Source organism: Streptomyces sp. NPDC087263 (assembly GCF_044744645.1).
Lineage (GTDB): Bacteria > Actinomycetota > Actinomycetes > Streptomycetales > Streptomycetaceae > Streptomyces.
Genome location: NZ_JBIUYT010000012.1, coordinates 1 through 25,947 on the forward strand (window position 1 = coordinate 1; position 25,947 = coordinate 25,947).

Sequence of the window (25,947 nt, forward strand, 5' to 3'; positions counted from 1 at the left end):
TACATTCCGAACCCGGAAGCTAAGCCTCACAGCGCCGATGGTACTGCAGGGGGGACCCTGTGGGAGAGTAGGACGCCGCCGAACTATCTTTAGAGCTCCGGCTCTTGGGCTTATTGCCCGAGAGCCGGAGCTTTTTTGTTTTCTGGTGACGCTCCCACCCCTCCGTACAACAGCGTGAGCGCTGCGGGTAGGGTCAGGGGGCATCATTGGCTCGTTTCCCACAGGAGGCCCCCGGGTGGAGGTCCAGGAGACCCGCGTCCAGACAGACCGGGTCCTCACCATCCCGAACATCCTCAGCATGGCGCGCCTCGTAGGCGTGCCCGTCTTCCTGTGGCTGATCCTCTGGCCCGAGTTCGGCGGCCCCAAGAGTGACGGATGGGCACTCCTGGTGCTCATGCTGAGCGGCATCAGTGACTATCTGGACGGGAAGCTCGCCCGTCGCTGGAACCAGATCAGCAGCCTTGGCCGGCTACTCGATCCCGCGGCCGACCGCCTCTACATTCTGTCCACTCTCGTGGGTCTCACCTGGCGCGAGATTCTCCCGCTCTGGTTGACCGCCGTGCTCCTGGCGCGAGAGCTGGTCCTGTTGGTGATGGTGGGCATCCTCAGGCGCCACGGCTATCCGCCGCCTCAGGTGAACTTCCTGGGGAAGGCGGCGACCTTCAACTTGATGTACGCCTTCCCGTTGTTGCTGCTCAGTGACGCAAGTGGGTGGATCGCGTCACTAGGTGCTATTTTCGGATGGGCGTTCGCCGGATGGGGTACAACCCTGTACTGGTGGGCAGGAGTCCTCTATGTGGTTCAGGTCTTCCGCCTTGTCAGGGCGGACGCCACGACCGATTGAGCTCGCCCATTGCGTGGCTGTAGTGGCTCGATGGCCCGCGGACGAAAAGTGCGGGACAATTTGGACGGGTGAAGTCGGCTAGACCGTCGTCTCTTCAAGGAGGACGCTTCCGACATGAAGGCCGTCGTGATGGCCGGAGGCGAAGGCACACGCCTTCGTCCCATGACCTCAAGCATGCCCAAGCCGCTCCTGCCTGTGGCCAACCGCCCGATCATGGAGCACGTGCTACGGCTGCTCAAAAGGCATGGGCTCAACGAGACCGTCGTAACTGTCCAGTTCTTGGCCTCTCTCGTCAAGAACTACTTCGGTGACGGCGAGGAGCTCGGTATGGAGCTCACCTATGCCAATGAGGAGAAGCCACTCGGTACTGCCGGGAGTGTCAAGAACGCCGAGGAAGCGTTGAAGGACGACACCTTCCTCGTGATCTCCGGTGATGCCCTGACCGACTTCGACCTCACCGATCTCATCAGTTTCCACAAAGAGAAGGGCGCGCTGGTCACCGTCTGCTTGACGCGCGTACCGAACCCCCTTGAATTCGGCATCACCATCGTTGACGAAGAAGGTAAGGTCGAGCGCTTCCTGGAGAAGCCGACCTGGGGTCAAGTTTTCTCCGACACGGTGAACACGGGCATCTATGTCATGGAACCCGAGGTCTTCGACTACGTCGAGGCGGATGTCTCCGTCGACTGGTCCGGCGATGTTTTTCCCCAGCTGATGAAGGAAGGCAAGCCCGTCTACGGCTATATCGCCGAGGGCTACTGGGAGGACGTCGGCACGCACGAGAGCTATGTGAAGGCGCAGGCCGACGTCCTGGAGGGCAAGGTCGACGTCGAAATCGACGGCTTCGAGATCTCGCCGGGCGTATGGGTCGCCGAGGGCGCCGAGGTGAGCCCCGATGCCGTACTGCGCGGGCCGCTCTACATCGGCGACTACGCCAAAGTCGAGGCGGACGTCGAAATCCGTGAGCACACCGTCATCGGTTCCAACGTCGTCGTCAAGACGGGGGCCTTCCTGCACAGGGCCGTCGTGCACGACAACGTGTACATCGGGCAGCACAGCAATCTGCGTGGCTGTGTGATCGGTAAGAACACGGACATCATGCGGGCCGCCCGGATCGAGGACGGCGCGGTCATCGGCGATGAATGCCTCGTCGGTGAAGAATCGATCATTCAGGGAAACGTTCGCGTCTACCCGTTCAAGACCATCGAGGCCGGCGCCTTCGTCAACACGTCGGTGATCTGGGAGTCGCGGGGCCAGGCGCATCTCTTCGGCGCGCGTGGGGTGTCCGGGATTCTGAACGTCGAGATCACCCCGGAACTCGCCGTACGGCTCGCGGGAGCGTACGCGACGACGCTCAAGAAGGGCTCCACGGTCACGACGGCGCGCGATCACTCCAGAGGTGCTCGTGCGCTGAAGAGGGCGGTCATCTCGGCGCTGCAGACCAGCGCCATCGACGTACGCGACCTGGAGAACGTACCGCTGCCGGTGGCCCGGCAGCAGACGGCCAGGGGCAGCGCGGGCGGGATCATGATCCGGACGACGCCCGGTGTGCCGGACTCCGTCGACATCATGTTCTTCGATGGGCAGGGCGCGGATCTGTCGCAGGCGAGTCAGCGGAAGCTGGACCGCGTGTTCGCGCGGCAGGAGTATCGGCGTGCGTTCCCCGGTGAGATCGGGGATCTGCACTTCCCGGCCAGCGTCTTCGACTCGTACACCGGGTCGTTGCTGCGGAATGTCGACACGACCGGGATCACCGAGTCGGGGCTCAAGGTCGTCGTGGACGCGTCGAACGGTAGTGCGGGGCTCGTGCTGCCCAGCCTGCTCGGCAAGCTCGGGGTCGACTCGCTTGTCATCAATCCCGGTCTTGACGAGTCGAGGCCGACGGAGACGGCGGATGCGCGGCGGTCCGGGCTTGTGCGGCTCGGAGAGATCGTGGCGTCCGCGCGGGCGGCGTTCGGAGTGCGATTCGACCCGGTCGGCGAGCGGCTTTCGCTGGTCGACGAGAAGGGGCGGATCGTCGAGGACGACCGGGCTCTCCTTGTGATGCTGGACCTGGTGGCCGCTGAGCGGCGTAGCGGGCGGGTGGCGCTTCCGGTGACCACCACGCGGATCGCCGAGCAGGTGGCGGCGTACCACGGCACGCAGGTGGACTGGACGACGACCTCCCCGGACGATCTGACGCGGGTCGGGCGTGAGGACTCGACGATCTTTGGTGGCGACGGGCGTGGTGGTTTCATCATCCCGGAGTTCAGCGGTGTCTTCGACGGCGCGGCGGCGTTCGTACGCCTCATCGGGCTGGTGGCGCGGACGCAGCTCACGCTGAGCCAGATCGATGCGCGGATTCCGCGGGCGCATGTCCTCAAGCGTGATCTCGCCACTCCCTGGGCCGTCAAGGGACTCGTGATGCGCCGGGTCGTGGAGGAGGCCGGTGAGCGGTTCGTGGACACGACCGATGGCGTACGGGTCGTGGAGACGGACGGGCGCTGGGTGATGGTGCTCCCGGATCCCGCCGAGGCGGTTACCCATCTGTGGGCCGAAGGGCCCGACGATGCCTCCGCGGAGGCACTGCTCGACGAGTGGTCGGCGGTCGTGGACAGCGCCGGTCGCTGAAACACCCAACACGCGCGCGTGCCGGACAAGTGCCCCCAAGGGGGCCTGTCCGGCACGCCGGTGGGGCCATTCGGAGGTAGCGCCCGCGACGTGCGACGATGTGCGGCATGCCGCAGCAGCCCCCCGTTCGGAGCAGTCCCGCGCGCCCCGCGCGTCCGGACGCCTCCATGTCGCTGCTCACCAATGTCATGGACCACAGCCTTGACGAGGGGTATGCCGAAGCGGCTGCCCGGAAGCAGGCCGAGGGCGCCGGCGGCATGCCGAAGACGGTGCGGGCGAAGCTGGGTCTGGCGGCCGGTCTTGTCCTCGCGGGCCTGGTGGTGACCCTCGGAGCGGCGAACGCGCGGATCGCGGCGCCTGTCATCGCCAAGGAGCGCCAGGAACTCATCGACCGTATCGAGCGCGAGACCACCGCCGCCGACAAGCTCGAAGGCAATGTCGACACTCTGCGCGCCGATGTGAGTGCGAGGCAGCGTGAGGCGCTGAATACCGACGGGGGCAGTGAGCAGGCCGACCTGGTGGGTATTCTGTCGGGCGCCACCGAGGTGCACGGCCCGGGCGTGAAACTCGTCGTCGACGACGCCAAGGAAGCAAGTCAGGACGGCGACGGTGATCCGCGGGAGACCTCCGGGTTCTCCGACACCGGTCGCGTGCGTGACCGCGACATGCAGCGGGTTGTCAACGGGCTGTGGGAGTCGGGTGCCGAGGCCATCTCGATCAACGGCCAGCGGCTGACGGCGCTGTCGGCGATCCGGGCCGCGGGTGACGCGATACTGGTCGACAACAAACCGTTGGTGCCGCCGTACACGGTGCTCGCGGTGGGGGACGGCCAGCGGCTCAGCACCAGGTTCCAGAACAGTGCCGACGGGCTGTATCTGCATGCCTTGCAGGAGAACTACGGCATCCGGACCAGCATTTCCGTCGAGGACGACGTCCGGTTGACCGCCGCACCGAGTGTGATCGTACGTACAGCACAGCCGAGCACAGAGAAGGGCACATCGTGATCGCCGTACTGGGCCTCGTCGTGGGAGTCGTGGCTGGATTGTTGGTCCGGCCCGAGGTTCCCGCAGTCGTCGAGCCTTATCTCCCGATCGCCGTCGTGGCGGCACTCGACGCCGTGTTCGGAGGCTTGCGCGCGATGCTCGACGGCATTTTCGACGACAAGGTCTTCGTGGTGTCGTTCCTGTCGAATGTGGTCGTGGCCGCGCTGATCGTCTTCCTGGGCGACAAGTTGGGTGTGGGCGCCCAGCTCTCCACCGGTGTCGTGGTCGTCCTCGGTATCCGCATCTTCTCCAACGCCGCGGCGATCCGTCGTCACGTGTTCCGGGCGTGAGGCCGATGAGCAACGACGACGAGGCATCGACGGCCTCCGGCAGCCCAGAGAATCGTCTGCGCAGGGAACTTCCAGAAGAGGTTCGGGCCGCGGCTCCCGCGCCACCGGAGCGGGAGCCGGAGGAGCGGGAGGAGGGCGCCGAGCCTGGGCTGACCGGCCGTCAGCGACTGGCGCAGGGGCTGTGGCCGCCGCGGGTGTCCCGCGCGCAACTCATCGTCGCGCTGCTGCTGTTCGGCCTCGGCTTCGGTCTGGCCGTCCAGGTGGCGTCCAACAGCGACAGCGGCAGTGCCCTGCGCGGCGCACGTCAGGAGGATCTCGTACGCATCCTCGATGAACTGGACAGCCGTACACAGCGTCTTCAGGACGAGAAGCAGGGTCTCGAAGATCAGCGCACCGAGTTGGAGAACAGTTCGGACCAGGCCGAGGAGGCGCGCAAGCAGACTGTCGAGAGGGAGAAGCAACTCGGCATTCTGGCGGGCACGGTGGCCGCGCAGGGACCCGGCATCACCCTGACGATCAACGACACCAAGGGGACGATCGAGGCGGACATGCTGCTCGACGCCATCCAGGAGCTCCGCGCGGCCGGTGCGGAAGCGATCCAGGTGAACGGTGTCCGGGTCGTCGCCAGCACCTATCTGACGGATTCCGACAAGGGCGTGAGTGTGGACGGGAACAAGATCACCCAGCCCTACCGTTTCAAGGTCATCGGCAAGTCGCAGGACCTGGAGCCGGCGCTGAACATCCCCGGAGGCGTGGTGCAGACACTGGAGAAGGAGCAGGCCATCGTCACGGTCGAGCCCTCGACGAAGATCGTCGTGGACGCCTTGCGACTGGCGAAGCAGCCTGACTACGCTCGGTCGTCCCAGTGAAGCGGGGTCGCATGAGAGGGGCCCGGCCAGGGCAAGAGGTTGCGGGGGGTCGGCGCACCGAATGGGTGGTGCGTGGTGGAAACTGTCAGGTGGATACGGACGTTGTGAGGATGTCCGGGTCGACCGGTGTGTTCAATCAGGGTTCGTCCTGCCCCACGGGCGGGTCTGTTTCGGTCAAGGGGAATCGCCCGTGAAGTTGTTTGGGAAGTTGTTCGGCAAGAGCGCACGAGGAGAGGGCGGCGACAACGCCACTGCCCGGCACCGTGCATCACGCCATGGAGATGCCGAGGATCAGGGTGGCGAGCGCCCGCTGTTCCGGGATGAGGTCGGTGGTCAGGGCAGTGACATTTCCGGTGGTCAGGGCGCGCCGTCTGTTGACCCTGCCCAGTCAGGCCGCATAGGTTTCGGGGAACCGTCGACCTCAAGTACGGGTGGAGGGTTTACCGCCGACCCGTATGGTTCCCATGCCCCTGGAGGGCAGCCGCGGCAGGAGGATCCATCCATGTCGGCCCTGGTGTGTACGAGGTGCGGTAACCGCAATGCGGAAAACAGCCGTTTCTGCTCCAACTGCGGTGCGCCGCTGCGGGGCGGGGTGACCGCGGAGCGTCCGTCCGAGACGACTTCCACGATCTCCATTTCTGGCCTTGAGGCCTATGACGCCGAGGTGACGGGTCAGACGCTCTCACCGGCGCTCTCCCCGGAGGCTCAGGCGGCCGTCGACGCGCTGCCGCTCGGCTCGGCGCTCCTGGTGGTGCGCCGCGGCCCGAACTCGGGCAGCCGGTTCCTGCTGGACGGCGAGCTGACCACGGCCGGACGTCACCCGCAGAGCGACATCTTCCTGGACGACGTGACCGTGTCACGCAGCCACGTGGAGTTCCGCCGCGTCGCCGACGGTTCGTTCACCGTGGCGGACGTCGGCAGCCTCAACGGCACCTACGTCAACAGGGAGCGGATCGACTCGGTCGCTCTGTCGAACGGCGACGAGGTGCAGATCGGCAAGTACCGGCTGGTCTTCTACGCGAGCCAGCGGGGCATCTGACCCTCCCCCGGGCTCTGTCCGGGGGGACCCCCAGGAAGGTCCATGCTTCGATCACCGAGCGGCGGTGCCGGCCACGGTACCGCCGCCACGGACAGCGGACTGATGAGCATCGGCACGGTGCTCAACGTACTGCGCGACGAGTTCCCCGAAGTCACGATCTCCAAGATCAGGTTCCTGGAGTCGGAGGGGCTCATCGAGCCACAGCGGACCCCTTCGGGGTATCGCAAGTTCAGCGCCAACGACGTCGAGCGCCTCGGCCACGTCCTGAGGATGCAGCGGGACCACTATCTGCCGCTGAAGGTCATCCGTGAGTATCTGGACGCCCTGGAGCGGGGTGAGCCGGTGCGGCTGCCGACCGTGGGTCGTCAGCGCGACTCGGGCGAGGGTGAGCTGTTCGCCGAGCACGAGGCGCCCACGGCGGCCCGGGTTGGTCGCGCCGAGCTCCTTGCCGCTGCCGAGATCGGCGAGCCGGAACTGGAGGAGTGGGAGTCGTACGGACTCATCGTGCCGTTCCCGGACGGGGCGTACGACGCCGAAGCGGTGACCGTCGCCGCGCTCGTCGTCGAGCTGGGCCGGTTCGGGATCGAGCCGCGTCACCTGCGCGCGATGAAGGCCGCTGCCGAGCGTGACGCGGGACTGGTCGATCAGGTGGTGGCCCCGCTGCGGCGACACCGCAATCCGCAGACGAGGGCGCACGCGGAGGCGCGTACGAAGGAGCTGGCGGGGCTCACGGTGAAGCTGCACGCGGCGCTGGTGCAGACCGCGCTCGGTGTGCGACTGCCCTGACCCGGGGCGCTCCGCGGGTGCCGGATGGTCCCCCCGTTCCGTGCCCGACTACCCAAACGTCCCGGGCACGGCCTAGGGTTGCTGTGTGAACGAGCTCGATGTCGTAGGTGTCCGGGTCGAAATGCCCTCCAACCAACCGATCGTGCTTCTGCGTGAAGTGGGAGGCGATCGTTACCTCCCCATCTGGATCGGACCGGGGGAGGCGACGGCGATCGCCTTCGCCCAGCAGGGCATGGCCCCGGCGCGACCGCTGACCCACGACCTGTTCAAGGACGTGCTGGAAGCTGTCGGTCAGGAGCTCACCGAAGTGCGCATCACGGACCTGCGTGAGGGCGTCTTCTACGCGGAACTGGTGTTCGCCAGCGGGGTCGAGGTGAGTGCCAGGCCTTCCGACGCCATAGCGCTGGCCCTGCGCACCGGGACGCCGATCTACGGCAGCGACGGGGTGCTCGACGACGCCGGTATCGCGATCCCGGACGAGCAGGAGGACGAAGTGGAGAAGTTCCGCGAGTTCCTCGACCAGATCTCGCCCGAGGACTTCGGGACCAACAGCCAGTGAGGGCACGGGGCCTCGGAGAACTCCGGGCGGCAATTGCCAGCGGCCAGTGTGGTGTGCCGCGGCCCGCTCGGAGAGCATTCGGCTAGCCTTTCCCCGCGGTGGGGCGCGGGAAACCACTCCTAGGGTGATTATCACTCGGCGTGCCGAGTGTGGCGATCGTTGACGCACCCCTGGTGACTGCCTACCGTCGAGAAGGCAGGTCAAGGACGGAGGTCGGCGTGAGAAGCAGCGGCGACGGTACGGCTGGGGGTGCTCCCGGACGCGGTCTGGGGGAGAGCGGCCCGTACCCGCTTCATGGCAACGCGGCCGATCACATGCCGCGGCGGCCGACAGCAGTGTCCGGTGAAGGCGAGGCGGTTTCCGAGGAGGTCGGCTACCGCGGTCCAACGGCGTGCGCTGCCGCGGGCATCACCTACCGGCAGTTGGACTACTGGGCGAGGACCGGACTGGTCGAGCCGAGCGTGCGGCCCGCCTACGGGTCGGGGACGCAGCGGCTGTACAGCTTCAAGGACGTGGTCGTCCTGAAGATCGTCAAGCGGTTCCTCGACACCGGGGTGTCGCTGCAGAACATCCGCACCACGGTCCAGCACCTGAGGGAGCCCGGTTTCCGGGATCTGGAGCGGATGACGCTGATGAGCGACGGCGCCACGGTCTACGAGTGCACATCCCCCGACGAGGTCCACGCGCTGCTCCAGGGCGGCCAGGGGGTCTTCGGGATCGCCGTGGGCGTGGTGTGGCGGGATGTCGAGGGTGCGCTCTCGCAGCTGCACGGGGAGCGTGTGGACACCGGCGAGACGCTGGTGAGGAACAACCCCTCCGACGAGCTGGCACGAAGGCGCAATCGCGCGGTCTGAGGATCTGTGGAGCGGAAGAGGCTGATGGTGCCCCGGCTTGGCGGGGCATTGTCAGTGGCGTAGGGCAGCATCGGAGATGTGAGAACCGCGCCCACGATCCTGCATCTCGACATGGATGCCTTCTTCGCCTCGGCGGAGCAGGCGTCCAAGCCGAGCCTGCGCGGGAAAGCGGTCGTCGTGGGCGGGCTCGGACCACGTGGGGTCGTCTCCACGTGCTCGTACGAGGCACGGGTCTTCGGCGTGCACTCGGCGATGCCCATGGCCCAGGCACGCCGGCTCGCGCCGAACGCCGCGTATCTCACGCCGCGCTTCGGGATCTACCGAGAGGTCAGCGAGCAGGTGATGGGGCTGCTGCAGGCCCTGTCGCCGCTGGTGGAGCCGCTGAGCCTGGACGAGGCGTTCGTCGATCTGGAGGCAGGGGAAGCGGCCTGGGACGAGGCGTCGGCGCGGCTGACCGGAGCGAAGCTGCGCGCGGACATCCGGGCCGTCACCGGGCTCACCGGATCGGTGGGGCTCGCCGCGTCCAAGATGCTCGCGAAGATCGCCTCGGAGCAGGCCAAACCTGATGGTCTGGTGCTGATAGAGCCGGGGACCGAGCGTGCGCTGCTGGGGCCCATGCCGGTGCGGACGCTGCCGGGCGTCGGGCCGGCGACGGGGGACCATCTGCGGCGGGCCGGGATCACCACCGTCGAGGAGCTCGCCGAGGCGGGCGAGGACGAGCTCGTACGGCTGCTGGGGAAGTCCCACGGGCACGCGCTGTACGCGATGGCGCTGGCGCGCGACGACCGGCCCGTGGTCGCCGAGCGGGAGACCAAGTCGGTGTCCGTCGAGGACACGTACGACGTGGACATCCATGACCGGGTGCGGGTCGGTCTGGAGGTGCAGCGGCTCGCCGACCGGTGTGTGCAGCGGTTGCGTGGAGCCGGGCTGTCGGGGCGCACCATCGTGCTGAAGGTGCGGAGATACGACTTCTCGACGCTGACCCGGTCCGAGACGCTACGGGGGCCCACGGACGACCCCGGGGTGGTGCGGGAGGCGGCCGCCCGGCTCCTTGAGTCGGTGGACACGACCGGTGGCGTACGGCTGCTCGGTGTGGGTGTCTCCGGACTGGCCGACTACACGCAGGAGGACCTGTTCGCGCAGGCGCAGGCCGCCGCGGGGGAGCTGGCGGCGCAGGAGCACGTCGAGGAGGAGGTGGCGGAGGGGGCCGTCGAGGAGCAGGTGCCGCCGACTGAGCGGCGGTGGTCCGCGGGGCACGATGTGCGGCACGCCGAGTTCGGGCACGGGTGGGTGCAGGGCAGCGGGCTCGGGCGGGTCACCGTTCGGTTCGAGACGCCGTACTCCGAGCCCGGGAGGGTACGGACGTTCCGTACCGACGATCCGGGGCTGGAGCCGGCGGAGCCGTTGCCCTTGGTGGCGGAGACCGTTGGCCATCACGGTGAAGGTTGAGCTGCGGGCTTTGCCTAGAGGGGGCGGGGCGCGGCTTCAGGTTTCGTCCGTGCCCGCCAGGCGGCCGAAGTCGCGGTCCGGTGCGGGAGGCGGGGATGACACGTCGAGGCCGTAGTGGTGGTAGAGCTGGAGTTCCTGCTCGGGGGAGAGGTGGCGGCCGACGCCGAAGTCGGGCGCGTCCTTGATCAGCGCCCGCTCGAAGGGGATGCGCAGAGCGCCTTCGACGAGTTCGCTGGGCTCCAGGGGCACGAAGGCGTCCCTGCTGAACAGTCCCGTGCGTATGGCCGCCCACTCCGGGACCCCGGTCGCGTCGTCGAGGTAGACCTCGTCGATCGTGCCGATCTTGGCTCCGTTGCGGTCGAATGCCTTGCGGCCGATCAGGTTGCGCGGATCGATGTCGGTCTGCACGGTGCCCTCCATTTGGTCGCAACTCATCCGTAAGCACTACAAAAGAGCAGATTCAGGAAGGTGGCCACTCGAAGGCTCGGGAGTTGTCCTCGCTGGTAGGCTGGCAGCGGCTGCTGACCCTGTGCGGGAGAGTCCTCAAGACACCATCGGAGGGCGCCGAAGGAGCAAATCCTCCCCGGAATCTCTCAGGCCCACGTACCGCACGGACGAGGTCACTCTGGAAAGCAGAGCGGGTGCCGACGACGGCTCCCGCTCTCACCGACGGTGAAAGTCGGGTCGCAGCGGGCGGGCGGGCCGGTGAAACTCTCAGGTTGAGATGACAGAGGGGGAGGCCGTCGGGGCACCCGTGCCGGGGTGCCCCCCGAAGGTCGCGTCAGACCAGGAGGCCTCCGCCATGACCGCCCCTCGCATTCCGCTCTCCGAACTCGAACAGGGAATCCCCTTCGAGCAGCGCCACATCGGGCCCGACACCGAAGCCCGGGCCAAGATGCTCGCGCAGGTCGGATACGGCTCGCTCGACGAGCTCACCGCCACCGCGGTGCCGGACGTGATCAAGAACGCCGAGGCGCTGGAACTGCCGGGCGCACGCACCGAGGCCGAGGTGCTGGCCGAGCTGCGTACCCTCGCGGACCGTAACCAGGTGCTCGACTCGATGATTGGGCTCGGCTACTACGGGACCTTCACTCCGCCGGTGATCCTGCGGAACGTCATGGAGAGCCCGGCCTGGTACACCGCGTACACGCCGTATCAGCCGGAGATCTCGCAGGGCCGCCTCGAAGCGCTGCTGAACTTCCAGACTGTCGTCGCCGAGCTGACCGGGCTGCCGACGTCCGGTGCCTCGCTGCTCGACGAGAGCACCGCGGCCGCCGAGGCGATGGCGCTGTCCCGGCGCATGGGGAAGAACAAGAAGGGTCTCTTCCTGGTCGACGCGGACGTGATGCCGCAGACCGTCGCGGTCATTCGGACCCGCGCCGAGCCGACCGGCGTCGAGGTCGTCGTCGCCGACCTGAGCGCGGGCATCCCCGCCGAGATCGCCGGGCGTGAGATCAACGGCGTGCTGACCCAGTACCCGGGCGCCTCCGGTGTCGTACGCGACATCAAGCCGCTCATCGAGCAGGCGCACGAGCTGGGTGCGGTCGTCACCGTCGCCGCCGACCTGCTGGCCCTGACCCTGCTGACCTCGCCGGGTGAGCTGGGCGCGGACATCGCGGTCGGTACGACGCAGCGGTTCGGGGTGCCGATGGCCTTCGGCGGTCCGCACGCCGGGTACATGGCGGTGCGCGAGAAGTTCGCGCGCAGCCTGCCGGGCCGGCTGGTGGGTGTGTCCGTCGACGCGGACGGGCACAAGGCGTACCGCCTGGCCCTGCAGACGCGGGAGCAGCACATCCGTCGTGAGAAGGCGACGAGCAACATCTGCACGGCTCAGGTACTGCTTGCGGTGATGGCCGGTATGTACGCCGTCTATCACGGTCCCGCGGGTCTGAAGACGATCGCGCGGCGTACCCACCGGTACGCGACGATCCTCGCCGAGGGGTTGAAGGCGGGCGGAGTCGAGGTCGTCCACGGTGCCTACTTCGACACGTTGACCGTGCGCGTCCCGGGCCGGGCCGCCGAGATACTGGCCGACGCGCGCGACCAGGGGGTCAACCTGCACCTCGTGGACGCCGACCGGGTGTCGATCTCGTGCGACGAGACCACCACACGCAGGCAACTCGCCGCCGTGTGGACCGCGTTCGGCGTCGAGGGCGATGTCGAGGCGCTGGACTCGACCGCCGAGGACACTCTTCCGACCGCGCTGCTGCGCACCGACGAGTACCTCACGCACCCGGTGTTCCACCAGTACCGCTCCGAGACGGCGATGCTGCGCTACCTGCGCAGGCTCTCCGACCGTGACTACGCGCTCGACCGCGGCATGATCCCGCTGGGCTCCTGCACGATGAAGCTCAACGCGACGACCGAGATGGAGCCGGTCACCTGGCCCGAGTTCGGGCAGTTGCACCCCTTCGCGCCCGCCGAGCAGGCGCAGGGCTACCTCACGCTCATCCACGAACTGGAGGAGCGGCTCGCCGAGGTCACCGGGTACGACAAGGTGTCGCTGCAGCCCAACGCCGGTTCGCAGGGTGAGCTGGCCGGGCTGCTCGCCGTACGGGGATACCACCGAGGGAACGGCGACGAGCAGCGCACCGTGTGCCTGATCCCGTCCTCCGCGCACGGCACGAACGCGGCGAGCGCCGTGATGGCCGGCATGAAGGTCGTCGTCGTGAAGACGGCGGACGACGGCGAGATCGACGTCGAGGATCTGCGTGCCAAGATCGAGCAGCACCGCGACGAACTGTCCGTGCTGATGATCACGTACCCCTCGACGCATGGCGTCTTCGAGGAGCACGTCGCCGACATCTGTGCCCAGGTGCACGAGGCGGGCGGCCAGGTGTATGTGGACGGTGCCAACCTCAACGCCCTGGTGGGGCTTGCCAAGCCGGGGCACTTCGGCGGTGACGTCTCGCACCTCAACCTGCACAAGACCTTCTGCATCCCGCACGGCGGCGGCGGTCCGGGCGTCGGTCCGGTCGGGGTGCGCGCGCACCTGGCGCCGTACCTGCCCAACCACCCCTTGCAGCCGGCGGCCGGGCCCGAGACCGGTGTCGGCCCGATCTCGGCCGCTCCGTGGGGTTCCGCGGGCATCCTGCCGATCTCGTGGGCGTACGTCCGGCTCATGGGCGGCGAGGGGCTGAAGCGGGCCACGCAGGTGGCCGTGCTCTCCGCGAACTACATCGCGAAGCGCCTGGAGCCGCACTACCCGGTGCTCTACACCGGTCCCGGCGGGCTCGTCGCGCACGAGTGCATCATCGACCTGCGGCCGCTGACCAAGGCGACCGGTGTGAGTGTCGACGACATCGCCAAGCGCCTGATCGACTACGGGTTCCACGCGCCGACGATGTCGTTCCCGGTGGCCGGCACGCTGATGATCGAGCCGACCGAGTCCGAGGACCTGGTCGAGCTCGACCGCTTCTGCGAGGCGATGATCGCCATCCGTGCGGAGGTCGAGAAGGTCGGCTCGGGTGAGTGGGCGGCGGACGACAACCCGCTGCGCAACGCTCCGCACACCGCCGCCTCGCTCGGCGGGGAGTGGGAGCACGGCTACAGCCGCGAGGAGGCCGTCTTCCCGGCCGGTGTCTCGGTCGCGGACAAGTACTGGCCGCCGGTGCGCCGGATCGATCAGGCATACGGCGACCGGAACCTGGTCTGCTCCTGCCCGCCGCTGGACGCCTACGAGGACTGATCTCCAGGCCGACCCCGGGGCCGCGCGCGGCAAGGCGGTCGGGCCTGGACGCGTATGGGGACTGAACTGGTCGGCGGTCGGGGCCCGGATGCCTACGAGGGCTGATCAGCGCCGGGACCTGGACGGCTACGGGAACTGATCAGCGCCAGGGCCTGGACCTGTACGGGGACGACCGATCAGCGAGAGGGACTGGACGGCTACGGGGAGTAATCACCCTCGGACATGCGTCGGGGCCGGTTCGGAGAATGCGTCTCCGGGCCGGCCCCTCTATGTACTGGGCGGCTCTGCCGCAGCCACCCGGTTGTGCGGTTCAGGCCGCCGTCATCACGTGCTCGCTGCCCAGCGGGCGGTGCGGGGCGATGATCTGGCCGTCCGGCAGGAGCTCACCGGTGTCCTCGAAGAGCAGCACGCCGTTGCACAGCAGGCTCCAGCCCTGCTCCGGGTGGTGCGCCACGAGGCGGGCGGACTCCCGGTCGGCGGATTCGGCTGTCGGGCACGGCGTCTTGTGCTGGCACATTGGTGGGATCTTTCGCTGGGTTGAGAGGTGAGTGATGGCTGTGGTGTCTGTCCCGCGGCTCGATGTGGTCATGGCCGCCCCCCGTTGATGTGTGGTTTGGAACCCAGTGTTGCCCTACGGGCGTCAATCCGCAGGGATTTAGCGGCAGCGCTCCTCACAGGTTGATGACGCATCACCCGTGCGGACGGTTCATTCCAACTGTGCCGTCTTTTCGGGTGGTTCGCGGTGGCCGGATAAGGCTAGTCCGGTCGGGCGCGGGATGCGTTTTCCCTCGTACGAGCGGTATGGGGCCCGAACGAGCGAAGTGCCCCGCTGCCGGAAGGACGGCGGCGGGGCACGGACGCTGGCGAGAGTGCTATGCGGGTGAGCTGAGCAGAGGTGTGGGAGTGAGCCGATGGGTGAGGACCGGCAGGAGCTCGGCGACACGGTGTGGGCGGTGCGCTGCGATGCCGGGTGGGGCCGGTGCCAGCGGGACCAGGATGTCGGTGGCGGCGGGGTGGCCGGTGGCGCCGTCCGCGGTGGTGTCGCCGTGCAGCCAGAGCGTGAGCATGTACAGCTCCGGCACGGAGAGCAGACGGGCCTGGTAGGACTGTTTCATGGCCTCGGCCTGGCGCAGCGCGCGTTCGGTGGCGGCGATGTACGGGCCCTCGAAGAAGCGCGAGAAGGCCCAGCCGTCGGGGGTCAGCATGGTGTCGGCCGCGGCGACCATGCGGTCGCCGCAGCGGATCAGGAAGCGCCACCCGGTGAGCCGGGTGGCGTACCCGCCCGCGGGCGTGATGCGGTCCAGGATGTGTACGGGGAGCGGGAGTTCGGGTGTGACGGGTCCCTGTGCCATACGGAGGGACGGCGTACGCGCCTCCCGGACGGCGGTGGGGGAACCGAGTGCCGTGAGGACGGAGCGCAGGGCTGGCGCGGGAGCCGGGGGTAGGTGCAGCGGCATGATGGGTCGCCTCTCGTTCGACAGGCACGGTGGCGCGAGGGAGGGGGCGGACGGCGTTGTCAGCTCTCGGGGCCGAAGGGGCGAGGGATCTGGATCCGCCGACAATGTGTCGCCTGCCGCGTGGCACCTGGACAGCAGGACCTAGGACCGCGAGCGCCAACTCTCTGCCTCGTTCGCGAAGTTTATACGAGACGTGTTCACGCGGTGTTTCGTCTAGTCGTCCCACATATGAAGGGCAAGGCACTATTCGGTCGGCGAAACGAGAGGTTTATCCTGGTTCTGCGTGAAAGCGCGCCGATGACCTCGGAATGCTTCGTCGGAGCGGTCGGCCGATTCTCGTCGGCGTTTTTCACGAGATCGCGTCGGACGAAACTGGGCACTGGTTCATGCCTGGTGAATGTGCCTGGGGGTACTCGAGTCCAGAGTAGCGGGCGGCGGGCGCCTCCAGGACGTTATCGATCGCGTTGCCTGGGCATTATCCCCGGTGACCCGGGACGCCAGAGGCCGGAGTATCGGCCTGCCCATCCGAGGAAGGACGCTTCGATGGGAGAGAAGGTCGAGGCAGAACTGTTCGACCTGTCCGATCGCCGGCACTATCGCGAGAAGCTCCGGCAGTGTCTGACGGGGCTGGCGCGGCTGCTGGCGGAGGAGCGGTTCGATCGCCCGAAGAACCTCATGGGCCTGGAGATCGAGTTGAATCTCGCAGGGACCGACGGCACGCCCAGAATGATGAACGCGCAAGTACTCGAAAGGATAGCGAGCCGCGATTTCCAAACAGAACTCGCCATGTTCAACCTGGAAGTCAACATAGCTCCACACAGATTGGGTGGGCGAGTATTCGACCAGCTGGCCGAGGAGTTGCGTACCTCCCTCGCATACGCCCACAGGAAGGCGAAGGAAGTCGACGCCGGAATCGTGATGATCGGGATTCTGCCGACGCTCGCCCAGGACGACCTGGTCTCCTCGAACCTCTCGGACGGCGACCGCTACACCCTCCTCAACGACCAGATCGTCGCCGCCCGAGGCGAGGATTTCACGCTCGACATCGAGGGGGTGGAGCGCCTCGTCTGTACGTCGAGGTCCATCGCGCCCGAAGCGGCCTGCACCTCCGTGCAGTTGCACCTCCAGGTCACCCCGGGGCGGTTCGCCGACGTGTGGAACGCGGCGCAGGCGGTCGCCGCGGCGCAGGTCGCGGTCGGCGCCAACTCGCCCTTCCTCTTCGGTCACGAGCTGTGGAGCGAGTCGCGGCCCCCGCTGTTCCAGCAGTCCACCGACACCCGGCCGCCCGAGTTGCAGGCGCAGGGGGTGCGGCCGCGCACCTGGTTCGGGGAAGAGTGGATCTCGTCCGCGTACGACCTCTTCGCGGAGAACCTGCGCTTCTTCCCGCCGCTGCTGCCCCTCTGCGACGAGGAGGACCCGCTCGGTGTCCTCGACGCCGGCGGCATCCCCAAGCTCGCCGAACTCGTGCTGCACAACGGCACGGTGTACCGCTGGAACCGGCCCGTGTACGGCGTCGCCGACGGCGTCCCGCATCTGCGCGTCGAGAACCGCGTGCTGCCGGCAGGCCCCACCGTCACCGACGTCATCGCCAACGCCGCCTTCTACTACGGGCTCGTCCGTGCGCTCGCCGAGGAGCCGCGGCCCGTGTGGACGCGGCTGCCCTTCACGTCGGCCGCCGCCAACTTCGACGCCGCCTGCCGCCATGGCATCGACGCGCGCCTGGAGTGGCCCAGGCGCGGCCGGTACGGCGGGACGCACGAGGTCGAGGCCGTCGCCCTGGTGCGGGACGAGCTGCTGCCGCTCGCCGCGGCGGGACTGGACGCTTGGGGGGTCGAGCCCGCCGACCGGGACCTCTACCTGGGCGTCATCGAGGAGCGCTGCCGACTGCGGGTCAACGGGGCGAGCTGGCAGGCGGCGACCTTCCACCGGGCCCTGGAGAAGGGGCTCGGGCGGGATGTCGCGCTGGCCGCGACCACGCGGCGCTACGGCGAGTTGATGCATCTCGGGGAGCCCGTGCACACCTGGCCGGTGGGCTTGCCGGAGCCGGCTTCGCTGGGCTGAGGGGCGGGGGGCCTGGAGTGGTGGTGGGCGTCAGCTTTGGCTGCCTGCCTTCACGATGGCCATTTCGTTGAGCTGAGGGGTGGGGGTCCCGGAGTGGTGGTGGGCGTCAACCTTGGCTGCCCGCCTCCACGATCGCCTGGAGGATCACCGAGTGGATCTGCGACGGGTCGTTGACCTGGTGACCGGAGCCGCCGGTCGCCTCGGCGATCTCCTGGACCTCCTCCTGGTCGGCGTCCGGGCCGACCGCGATCGCGATCAGCAGCACCGGGCGCTCCGGGGTGGTGAGTTCCTGCAAGCTGGTGACGAGGGCCGAGCGTGAAATGCTTCCGGGGTCCTGGTTGACGCCGTCGGTCAGCAGGACCAGCGCGTTGAACTTCTCCTCCTCGTAGGAGGACGTGGCCGCCTGATATGCGGCGAGCGTGGTGTCGTACAGGCCGGTCGCCCCACCCGGGACGGGCTTCAGGGCGCTGAACGCGGCCGACAGTTTGTCCCGCTGGGTGTCGTCGCCCACGGCGTCGCCGAGCCGTTCGGTCGGCACGACCACCTGGTAGTCGCGGTTGCCGACGAGACGGGTGGAGAACCTCCACAGCCCGATCTCGTCCTCCGGGGTGAAGGTGGCGAGGGCCTGTAGCAGGGACGCCTTGGTGACGTCCATACGGGACTGGTCGGTGCCCGGTACCGGCTCGGTCATGGACGCGGAGGCGTCGACGACCGTGGTGATGCGGGCGCTCTGCACCGTGATCGTCCACATGCCGAGGGCTTCCTCGATCGCCTTCGCCGGGGCCGGTTCGGCCGCTACACGTGCGAAAGGCTGGGGGGCGCGGCCGCCCGCCGCGGTGACCAGTGCGGCCGAGGGGTTCTCGTCGTCGGTGCGGAAGCCGTGCTTCTCCAGGATCTTCTGGGGTTGGGGCTCGCCCAGCAGGGCCATGAACCGCAGGGCCGCGCGGCTCTCGTCGGTGCTCAGTCGCACCTCGTCGACCAGGGTGAACGGGTAGTCGAGCTGTGGCGATCCGTCCTTGGGGTAGAAGAGGTCGAGGCTGTCGGGAGTCTCGTCCGAGGAGTTGTGGGCGAAGGCCGCCTGCTCGGAGAGGATCAGCGCCTGGTTCCGCTTCGGGTTGCCCTGCTCGGTGCCTGAGGAGTCGCGGGGGAGTGTGTCCAGGACCTGGCTGTCGCTGTCGGAGGTGCGCTGCGAGAGCGCCTCGGCCATGGCGGCCGCCTGGGTGTCGCCGCCCTCGGTCTGCCCCGCCGCGCTGCTCAGTTGCGTCAGCGCGAGCAGGCCGGTCGCGCTGCGCGCCGGGTCGGCGGCCCCGAGCTTCAGACGGTCGCTCGTCATCGCGGCGCCGGCCAACTCGGTCCAGGTGTACGTCTTCTGCGGCCAGCCCAGCGACTTGGCGGCCGTCGGGACCATCGCAACGCCGACCGGCGACGACGCGACGTTGCCGACGTCGCTCACCTGGGTCGCGTCGTTGTCCCCGGTGACGCGCTGCACCCACAGGTTCGAGTCGGGCACCCACGCCTGGACGTCGGACTTCTTGCCGGTCAGCAGCGCGTCGGCGACCTTGTACGACTCGCGAGCGGTCACGCCGACGTCGAGGCAGCGGCCGTCCGAGGTGATGTCGCGCTCACGGGCGTAGTCCGCCGCAGCCGTGAGAGCGGGGGCCAGGTCCGGGGATACGGCGATGTCGACGTGCACCGCGTCGTCCTGGCAGGAGGAGCCGAAGGAGAGCAGACCACCGCGGGCCGCGGCCGCCGTGCCCCCCGCCACTGTGAGTACGAGCGCCGTCGCGATGGCCACTGTGCGACGGCGCGCGCGTGGTCGGGGGTCGGCGGCGCCCGCCCCGTACTCGTCGGGCAAGCTGTGACGTCCCATGAAGGTGGTGCCTCCCTGTCGAGCCTTGAGCCGGGAAACGGTCGCAAGGCAGGTAAAAGGGGAGGTACGCCCCGTACGGCGTCCGTCCCCCCGACGGCCAGTCGCGCACGATCTTCGTAACTTCTTTCGAGACCCTAGCGGGGCGAAGATGGGGATGAGGCGGGATTACTCAACTGGAGGCGGGAGTGCAGGTGGAGGCAGGGTCGGTGGCCGATTCTTTTCCGATGGAGGGGCTGACACGACGGATTTTCCGGGACGAGACGCTGCTCGTCCTGGGACTCTCGCTCGGTGCGAGCGGGGTTTCCGCGCTGATCAGCTTTGTCGGGTCGGCCACCAAGCCAGGGGGGCTCAAGGACCAGGCGGCCACCCTCAATGCCTCGGCCGCGCCCGGGCGTCCCTGGCTGGATCTGGCCTGGCAGCTCTTCGGAATCGCGTCGGCCCTGGTGCCGGTCGCGCTCGTCGCGCACTTCCTGCTGAGAGAGCGCGCGGGGCTGCGCGTGATTGGCTTCGACCGCACGCGCCCCTGGCCGGACCTCGGGCGCGGGGCCGTGGTCGCCGCGGTGATCGGCAGCACGGGCATCGCCTTCTATCTGGCGGCCCGGGGCTTCGGCGCCAACCTCACGGTGGTGCCCGAAGCGCTGCCGGACGTGTGGTGGAAGTACCCCGTGCTGATCATGTCCGCGATCCAGAACGCGGTCCTGGAAGAGGTGATCGTCGTCGGGTATCTGCTGCGCCGGCTCGGCCAGTTGGGCTGGACGCCGGTCACCGCGCTGGTGGCGAGCGCGGTGCTGCGCGGTTCGTACCACCTCTACCAAGGCATCGGCGGGTTCATCGGCAACATGGCGATGGGCGTGGTCTTCGTCTACCTGTACCGGCGTTGGGGGCGCGTCGGGCCGCTGGTGGTGGCGCACTTGCTGCTCGACATCGGGGCATTCGTGGGCTACGCGCTGCTGGCCGGGAAGGTGAGCTGGCTGCCGACGGCATGAGCCGGCGCTGATGTGCGTGCGGGGATCTAGGAGGGGCGTACGGCATTCTCGTACGCCCCCTTCTGCGCTGTTACGCGAGCAGCTCGCCGTCGATGACCGTGACCGAGCGGCCGGTGAGGAGCGTGCGCTCGCCGCGCAGATCGGTGCGGACGAGGCCGGAGCGTGCGGAGGCTTGCAGGCCGGTGAGGTCGGGGCGGCCGAGGCGTTCGGACCAGTAGGGCGCGAGGGCCGTGTGGGCGCTGCCGGTGACCGGGTCCTCGTCGATGCCGACGTTCGGGAAGAAGCAGCGGGAGACGAAGTCGTAGCCCTGGGAGGGTTCTTCGGCGCGGGCGGTCGCGATGATGCCGCGCTTCGAGTATCGCGCCAGAGCTCTGTGGTCGGGGGCCAGGCCGCGGACCGTCTTCTCGTCGGCGACCTCGATCACCAGGTCGCCGATGTTCGGGCCGGTGTCGAAGACCGTGAGCGGCTCGGCGCCGAGGGCTTCGGCGACGCCGTCCGGGATTTCGACCGGGGTGAGCGGTGCGGTGGGGAAGTCCAGCGTGATGGAACCGTCCTCGTGGGGCGTGGCGATGAGGACGCCACTGAGCGTGGCGAACCGCACGGGTCCTTCGTGGGCGCCCGTGGTGTGCAGCACGTGGGCGGTCGCCAGCGTCGCGTGCCCGCACATCGCGACCTCGGTGACGGGTGTGAACCAGCGCAGCGCCCAGTCGGCCTCGGCGCCCTGGGGGAGGCGGTGGGTGAACGCCGTCTCGGCGTGGTTGACCTCCCGTGCCACGTCCTGGAGCCAGGCGTCGTCCGGGAAGGACGGGAAGGACGGGAAGGACGGGGATGAAGATGAAGGGGATGAAGGGGATGAGGGGGCCGGGTCGAGGATGAGGACTCCGGCCGGGTTGCCGGCGAAGGGGCGGTCGGTGAAGGCGTCGACGATTCGAATCCGCATGGGAGCGACGCTAGCCGCTCCGCGAAAGGGTCGGCCAAGGCCAATTCCGTTGTGCTGGCCCGGTTTTGGGTGGGCGGGGTCGCTGGTCCGGCCGGAGTGTCCTGACGCGGACCAAGTCCGGCGGCGTCGCCGGGTTGCACCGGCTGGTCAGTGCGCGCCGTCGGGTCCGGTGACGCGGGGCAGCGCCTGCTCGGTCCAGATCGTCTTGCCCGGGGCCGTGTAACGGGTGCCCCACGTCTGTGCGAGCTGCGCGGTGATGAAGAGACCGCGTCCGTCCTCGTCGACCGTACCGGCGTGGCGCAGGTGTGGTGCGGCCGCGCCGGCGTCCCGTACCTCGCAGGTAAGGGTGCGGTCATGGATCAGGCGGAGCTCAAGCGGTGGACTGCCGTACTTGACCGCGTTGGTGACGAGTTCGCTGACGATGAGCTGGGTGTTGAAGGCCGTCTCGTCGTCCACGTGCCACGCGGCGAGCTGCCCGCGCGTGCGGTGTCGGGCGAGGGCCACGGCCGCGGGGTCGGGGTCGAGCGGCCACGCGGCGATCCGGTCCGGGGGGAAGGACCGGGTGCGCGCGACGATCATCGCGGCGTCGCCGGCGCCCAGACCTGCCGGGAGGGCGTAGACGAGGGCGTCGCAGAGGTCCTGGAGGGGGCGCTCGCGGTAGTCCGGCGCAGAGGGCAACGGCCCTGAGGGCTCGGCGAGAAACGCGGTGAGCAGCGGGTCGCTCGTGAACACCAGGACGCTGCCGTCCGGCACCTCGATGTCGACGGCGGCGAAGGGCGCGCCCTCCGTCGTGCCCAGCCGTGGCCCGGCAGGTGCGCCGGGGCCGGTGACCGTGCGGTCGGGGCGCACGACGAGGGGAGCCAGTTGGCCACCTGCCGCCATCGTGCACGTGCCGGTAAGGGGGTCGTGCACGGCGTACACGCAGTCGGCGGTGAGTGCCTCGCGGCGCAGCGGATCGCCGAACGGGAGATGTGACCGTTCGGCGGCGAGCTGTCCCGCCGTGTGGTGCAGACGGGCGAGGAGTTCGTCGGGGGCGAGGTCGAACGCGGACAGGGAGCGTACGGCGGTGCGCAGCTGTCCCATGGTCGCGGCCGCGTTCAGACCGTGTCCCGACACCTTGCCGACGACGAGGGCGGTGCGGGCGCCGGACAGGGCGATGGTGTCGTACCAGGCGCCGGGATCGGCGCCGGTGATGGTGAGGTAGGCGGTCTCCAGCGACGGGTGGGTCACCGGGCGGCGGGGCAGCAGTTGGCGCTGGACCGTGGCGGCGACCGTGTGCTCGCGTGTGTAGCGCCGCGCGTTGTCGATGCACAGCGCCGTGTGTGTGGCCAGTTCGACCGCGAGCTCCCGGTCGCCTTCGTCGAAGGGGGGTGAGTTTCCGGTGCGGTACAGGCTGACCACGCCGAGGGCCGAGTCGCGCAGCGCCAGCGGGACGACGAGGAGGGAATGGGCTCCGGATGAGTGGATGGCCTCCGCGCGCGGGGGATCGACGGAGAGCCATGGTGCGGTCGGATGGAGCGCGACCACGCGGGGGCGCAGGTCGGCCAGGGCTTGGGTGAAGGGGGTCGGCGCCGGCAGGCGGCGGACGTCGCCCACCGGATGGGCCTGCGGGGGCTGCGCTCGGCTACTGCGGAACGCGGTGCGCATCAGGGGCGTGCTCGCGGGCAGTGGGGCCTGCGGCGGGTCGTCGCCGCGGATCACGGCCTCCACCACCTCCACGATCGCGATGTCGGCGAACGCGGGGACCACGGCCGGGACGAGCTCCTCGCCGGTCACGGCCGGATCCAGCGTGCGTCCCACCTGTCGGCGTACGGCGTCCAGTACCTCGGTGCGGGTGCGGGCCCGCTCCCGTTCGGTGACGTCGATCGCGGTGACCGCCGCTCCGAGCACGGAATGGCGCGGGCTCTCCAGGCGCAGCGCGCTGATCTCGAAGTACCGCTCCTGCGGTGGGTCCCCCTTGACGCGCGCCCGGACGACGCGCTGAAGGAGGGGGACTCCGCTGTCCATCACCTCGCGCAGGAGCGTCTCCAGGTCGCTGCCTTCGACGATGTCGTAGACATCGCGGACCGGGCGTCCTTGCAGGTCGTCCAAGGGCACGCCACGCATGAGGGGAGTGGCGGTGTTGACCCGTACCACCCGAAGGTCGGTGTCCAGCAGGTGGAGCCCGATCGGTGACTGCGTGAACAGCGCCTCCAACATCGAGAGCGCCCTCTCGTCCACTTCCCGGCCGGGATCGCTGCGCGCCACGGCGACCACCTCCGAGCTCCCTTTGCGCTTGGTCCGGCGCACGGCTGCCCCATGTCCGGGCGCGCTTCCAGCGTGCTCCGCGGTCGGCTCGACCGCACCTGCAGAGCGTGCGGGCGGCACTGACGAGGCAGATGCGGGGCGTACGGCGCCTGGGACGCTCGGGTGTCCCGGGTGACCCGCGGCCAGGTCCGCTTCGACGGTCCGGGCGACTCGTGGCCGTTGCCGATGGTCGGTGCCATCCGGTTTGCCAGGACGTCGGAGGTCCTTCAGGTTTCCGGGCCAGAAGGGTGGCGATCGTCCCTTTCGCTCCTTCGCTCCTTCGCTCCTTCGCTCCTTCGCCACGAGTCCGGCTCGGCCCAACAGTGCGACGATCCGATCCGGCGGTTGCGGGTGGGACTCGTAGGACACCGGATGCCCGCCGTATGCATGCGTCGGACGCAGATGCACATCGTCTCCCACGTAGCCGGCGATCATCAGATGGCCGCCGGGTGCGAGCGTGCGAGGGAATTCGGCGAACACAACGGGCAAAAGGTCCGGCGGCGTGGGGTGGGTGGAGTAGTAGGCCAGGGGCCGCATCCCAGGTCTGCGACCGGACCGCGGCCGGCCACCCCCACGACTTCGGCGAACGCGGCCAGGATCGCGCGTGACAACGGATCGAACTCCGCCGGGTCCTTGTCGGGTCCCAGTCGGTCCAGCCCACAGCTACTTGGCCGGTGCCGTCGAGCGAGTGGAAGAAGAAGGGGCGGTAGCCGGGAGCGTCGCCGCCGTGGCCCGCGATGGTGCCGCCGGGGGAGCGTCGCTTTCTCCGGGCCGTGGCCCCAGCTGTCGTCGCCGGTGTCGGTGGTCATGTCGTGCAGGTCGGCCGGGCGCAGAAGGTCATCGCTGAGCAGGGTGCGGAAGAAGTGGTCGAGGTCGGCGGTCGTGGAGATGATCTCGTCGGCAGTGCCGGCGACGGACATGTTGACGTTGGTGTAGCCGACCGGGACAGGTGTCCCGTCTCCTTTTTCCACGGTTCGTAGCCGTGGGAGAAGGGGCCGGTGTTGAAGGGCGAGGAGCCCGGCAGGCGGGTGTCCGGAGTCCGGGGGGCCTCCGGTGCGAAAGCGGCCGCCGACGGGGGCGGGCTGTCGGCCGTTGAGCCTGGACCTGCCGCTGCTGCCGCGCCATACGGCGCTGCTCTGCCGGACCTCGGCGACCGAGCCGGTTGCCGTCACCCGGTCCAGCGCCGCCTGTAACGCCGTTCCGTCAGGTACCACGGCGGCCGCGGCGGCTGCACCGCTCGCCGCTGGAGCGGGCGCGCACACCGTCAGGAGCGCTCGCACCTTGGGGCCGCCAGGCCCTTCCCGGGGGGACGGGTGAACGTCCTGTGACAGTGAACCTTGACCGATTGCCACGGAAGTTTGAACGCCTGGAGGCGCTCTACCGGCGGACCGCCGAGATCAGTCCGCCGGGCCGCTCCTCGCGCTGCGGAGGGGTGCTGATCGGGCGGCCGTAGGCGGCAGCGCGCTCGCGCAGGGTGTGGCTGTCGGCCTCCCAGCCGTGCCCGGCCAGCCAGCCCACCGGGTCGTTGGGCATCTCCGAGACCCACATGGACGCGGCCGATCCCGGCTCGGCGTCCGCGCCGAAGCGCTCGATCACGCCGCGCGAGCCCAATGTCAGCCCCATCCGACTGCCTGCCGCCGACTGCGCGCTGATCCGGGCCAGTAGTAGCTCCACCGCGTCCTCGGGCAGATAGATCAGTAGTCCTTCTGCGATCCACGCGGTCGGCGCGGCCGGGTCGTGCCCTGCGGCGGCCAGCGCGCCTGGCCAGTCCTCACGCAGATCCACCGCGACGGTGATCCGCTCGCAGCGTGCGACGGCCCGCTCCTGGCGCAGCACCGAAGCCTTGAAGTCCAGCGGCACGGCGGTGTCGACCTCGAACAGCCGGGTGCCCTCGGGCCAGTCCATCCGGAAGGCCCGGCTGTCCATGCCGGCGCCGAGCAGCACGACCTGCCGGACCCCGGACGCGGAGGCCTGCTGCAACAGGTCGTCGAGGAACTTCGTCCTGATGACGATGGAGAACGACACGGCCAGTCGGCGGCGGCGCGCGGCCTCGTCATCGGGCAGCGGCGGCGAGGAGGGCCATAGGCCCCCGGCGGTGGCGAAGGCCTGTGCCAGTGGGTCGCGGAACAGCGCGTTCTCCCGCTCGGTCTCCAGCGCCCGCACCCGGGCCACCCCGACCGCCGTGGCCCACACTCCCGACGGCTGCACCCGCCCCTGCTCATCAGTCACCGCGCCAGCCTAGATGATCGATTCCAAGGGGGACCGATGAGTGGAGCCAGGTTCATTCGCGGCCGGCCGGTCATGCGCGCACTGGTT

21 protein-coding genes, 1 rRNA gene and 1 riboswitch are annotated in these 25,947 nt (G+C 69.0%); of the genes, 14 read left to right on the plus strand and 8 right to left on the minus strand.

Features of this window, described 5'->3' with window-relative positions:
• From rrf to ACIPC1_RS32655, 11 genes are all read left to right on the plus strand, one after another.
• A 5S ribosomal RNA gene (gene rrf / locus ACIPC1_RS32605) occupies positions 1-84 on the plus strand; the annotation flags it as partial.
• 151 nt (positions 85-235) lie between these two features.
• Positions 236-844, plus strand: a complete 609-nt coding sequence (locus tag ACIPC1_RS32610; protein ID WP_402523561.1) for a CDP-alcohol phosphatidyltransferase family protein — start codon at positions 236-238, stop codon at positions 842-844.
• Positions 845-958: 114 nt separating this feature from the next.
• The gene (locus tag ACIPC1_RS32615) at positions 959-3,454 is read left to right on the plus strand and encodes a sugar phosphate nucleotidyltransferase (protein ID WP_402523563.1); all 2,496 of its coding nucleotides are present in this window, start codon (positions 959-961) and stop codon (positions 3,452-3,454) included.
• A gap of 167 nt (positions 3,455-3,621) precedes the next feature.
• Entirely contained in the window at positions 3,622-4,458 is an 837-nt protein-coding gene (locus ACIPC1_RS32620) for a DUF881 domain-containing protein (RefSeq protein WP_402524114.1), read from the plus strand.
• Complete coding sequence (locus tag ACIPC1_RS32625) at positions 4,455-4,787, plus strand: small basic family protein (RefSeq protein ID WP_003988855.1); 333 nt, start codon at positions 4,455-4,457, stop codon at positions 4,785-4,787. Before ACIPC1_RS32620 ends, ACIPC1_RS32625 begins: the two co-directional genes overlap by 4 nt.
• Before the next feature lie 5 nt (positions 4,788-4,792).
• The gene (locus ACIPC1_RS32630; RefSeq protein ID WP_402523565.1) at positions 4,793-5,656 is read left to right on the plus strand and encodes a DUF881 domain-containing protein; all 864 of its coding nucleotides are present in this window, start codon (positions 4,793-4,795) and stop codon (positions 5,654-5,656) included.
• 61 nt (positions 5,657-5,717) lie between these two features.
• Positions 5,718-6,695: an FHA domain-containing protein gene (locus ACIPC1_RS32635; protein ID WP_402523567.1), complete on the plus strand. Its 978-nt coding sequence runs from the start codon at positions 5,718-5,720 to the stop codon at positions 6,693-6,695.
• Positions 6,696-6,737: 42 nt separating this feature from the next.
• Positions 6,738-7,481 (plus strand): MerR family transcriptional regulator, encoded by a 744-nt coding sequence (locus tag ACIPC1_RS32640; protein ID WP_402523569.1) that lies wholly within the window; start codon positions 6,738-6,740, stop codon positions 7,479-7,481.
• Between the two features lie 85 nt (positions 7,482-7,566).
• Positions 7,567-8,040 (plus strand): bifunctional nuclease family protein, encoded by a 474-nt coding sequence (locus ACIPC1_RS32645; RefSeq protein ID WP_006123076.1) that lies wholly within the window; start codon positions 7,567-7,569, stop codon positions 8,038-8,040.
• A 218-nt stretch (positions 8,041-8,258) separates the two neighbouring features.
• Positions 8,259-8,894: a MerR family transcriptional regulator gene (locus tag ACIPC1_RS32650; RefSeq protein ID WP_402523570.1), complete on the plus strand. Its 636-nt coding sequence runs from the start codon at positions 8,259-8,261 to the stop codon at positions 8,892-8,894.
• A gap of 78 nt (positions 8,895-8,972) precedes the next feature.
• Positions 8,973-10,343, plus strand: coding sequence for a DNA polymerase IV (locus tag ACIPC1_RS32655; protein ID WP_402523572.1), 1,371 nt, complete (start codon positions 8,973-8,975; stop codon positions 10,341-10,343).
• 36 nt (positions 10,344-10,379) lie between these two features.
• Here ACIPC1_RS32655 and ACIPC1_RS32660 read toward each other — a convergent pair whose 3' ends face one another.
• Entirely contained in the window at positions 10,380-10,751 is a 372-nt protein-coding gene (locus ACIPC1_RS32660) for a PRC-barrel domain-containing protein (RefSeq protein ID WP_402523574.1), read from the minus strand.
• Positions 10,752-10,865: 114 nt separating this feature from the next.
• Positions 10,866-10,962, plus strand: a riboswitch (glycine riboswitch).
• A 183-nt stretch (positions 10,963-11,145) separates the two neighbouring features.
• Between ACIPC1_RS32660 and gcvP the strand changes: the two genes are divergently transcribed.
• Positions 11,146-14,031 carry an aminomethyl-transferring glycine dehydrogenase gene (gene gcvP / locus ACIPC1_RS32665; RefSeq protein WP_402523576.1) on the plus strand — a complete coding sequence of 962 codons (2,886 nt, stop codon included), beginning with the start codon at positions 11,146-11,148 and terminating at the stop codon, positions 14,029-14,031.
• A gap of 310 nt (positions 14,032-14,341) precedes the next feature.
• On the opposite strand, the gene ACIPC1_RS32670 is transcribed toward gcvP, so the two are convergent.
• Together ACIPC1_RS32670 and ACIPC1_RS32675 are read right to left on the minus strand one after the other, a co-directional pair.
• Complete coding sequence (locus tag ACIPC1_RS32670) at positions 14,342-14,548, minus strand: DUF5999 family protein (protein ID WP_384388244.1); 207 nt, start codon at positions 14,546-14,548, stop codon at positions 14,342-14,344.
• A gap of 355 nt (positions 14,549-14,903) precedes the next feature.
• A complete protein-coding gene (locus tag ACIPC1_RS32675) occupies positions 14,904-15,488 on the minus strand; it encodes a hypothetical protein (protein WP_402523578.1) in 585 nt (194 codons plus the stop codon).
• 543 nt (positions 15,489-16,031) lie between these two features.
• Here ACIPC1_RS32675 and ACIPC1_RS32680 point away from each other — a divergent pair.
• Positions 16,032-17,549 (plus strand): glutamate--cysteine ligase, encoded by a 1,518-nt coding sequence (locus ACIPC1_RS32680; protein ID WP_402523580.1) that lies wholly within the window; start codon positions 16,032-16,034, stop codon positions 17,547-17,549.
• A 106-nt stretch (positions 17,550-17,655) separates the two neighbouring features.
• Here the strand turns inward: ACIPC1_RS32680 and ACIPC1_RS32685 are convergent, their stop codons facing one another.
• Entirely contained in the window at positions 17,656-19,419 is a 1,764-nt protein-coding gene (locus ACIPC1_RS32685) for a substrate-binding and VWA domain-containing protein (RefSeq protein ID WP_402523582.1), read from the minus strand.
• A 185-nt stretch (positions 19,420-19,604) separates the two neighbouring features.
• On the opposite strand from ACIPC1_RS32685, the gene ACIPC1_RS32690 reads away from it, so the two are divergent.
• On the plus strand, positions 19,605-20,405 hold the full coding sequence (locus ACIPC1_RS32690; protein WP_402523584.1) for a CPBP family intramembrane glutamic endopeptidase: 801 nt from the start codon (positions 19,605-19,607) through the stop codon (positions 20,403-20,405).
• A gap of 70 nt (positions 20,406-20,475) precedes the next feature.
• On the opposite strand, the gene ACIPC1_RS32695 is transcribed toward ACIPC1_RS32690, so the two are convergent.
• The 4 genes from ACIPC1_RS32695 to ACIPC1_RS32710 all read right to left on the minus strand — a co-directional run bounded on the left by ACIPC1_RS32695 (position 20,476) and on the right by ACIPC1_RS32710 (position 25,824).
• A complete protein-coding gene (locus tag ACIPC1_RS32695) occupies positions 20,476-21,345 on the minus strand; it encodes a PhzF family phenazine biosynthesis protein (protein ID WP_402523586.1) in 870 nt (289 codons plus the stop codon).
• Positions 21,346-21,492: 147 nt separating this feature from the next.
• The gene (locus tag ACIPC1_RS32700) at positions 21,493-23,634 is read right to left on the minus strand and encodes a SpoIIE family protein phosphatase (RefSeq protein ID WP_402523588.1); all 2,142 of its coding nucleotides are present in this window, start codon (positions 23,632-23,634) and stop codon (positions 21,493-21,495) included.
• 431 nt (positions 23,635-24,065) lie between these two features.
• Positions 24,066-24,602: a hypothetical protein gene (locus ACIPC1_RS32705; protein ID WP_402523590.1), complete on the minus strand. Its 537-nt coding sequence runs from the start codon at positions 24,600-24,602 to the stop codon at positions 24,066-24,068.
• A gap of 406 nt (positions 24,603-25,008) precedes the next feature.
• The gene (locus tag ACIPC1_RS32710) at positions 25,009-25,824 is read right to left on the minus strand and encodes a class I SAM-dependent methyltransferase (RefSeq protein WP_402524116.1); all 816 of its coding nucleotides are present in this window, start codon (positions 25,822-25,824) and stop codon (positions 25,009-25,011) included.
• Positions 25,825-25,947 lie beyond the last annotated feature (123 nt).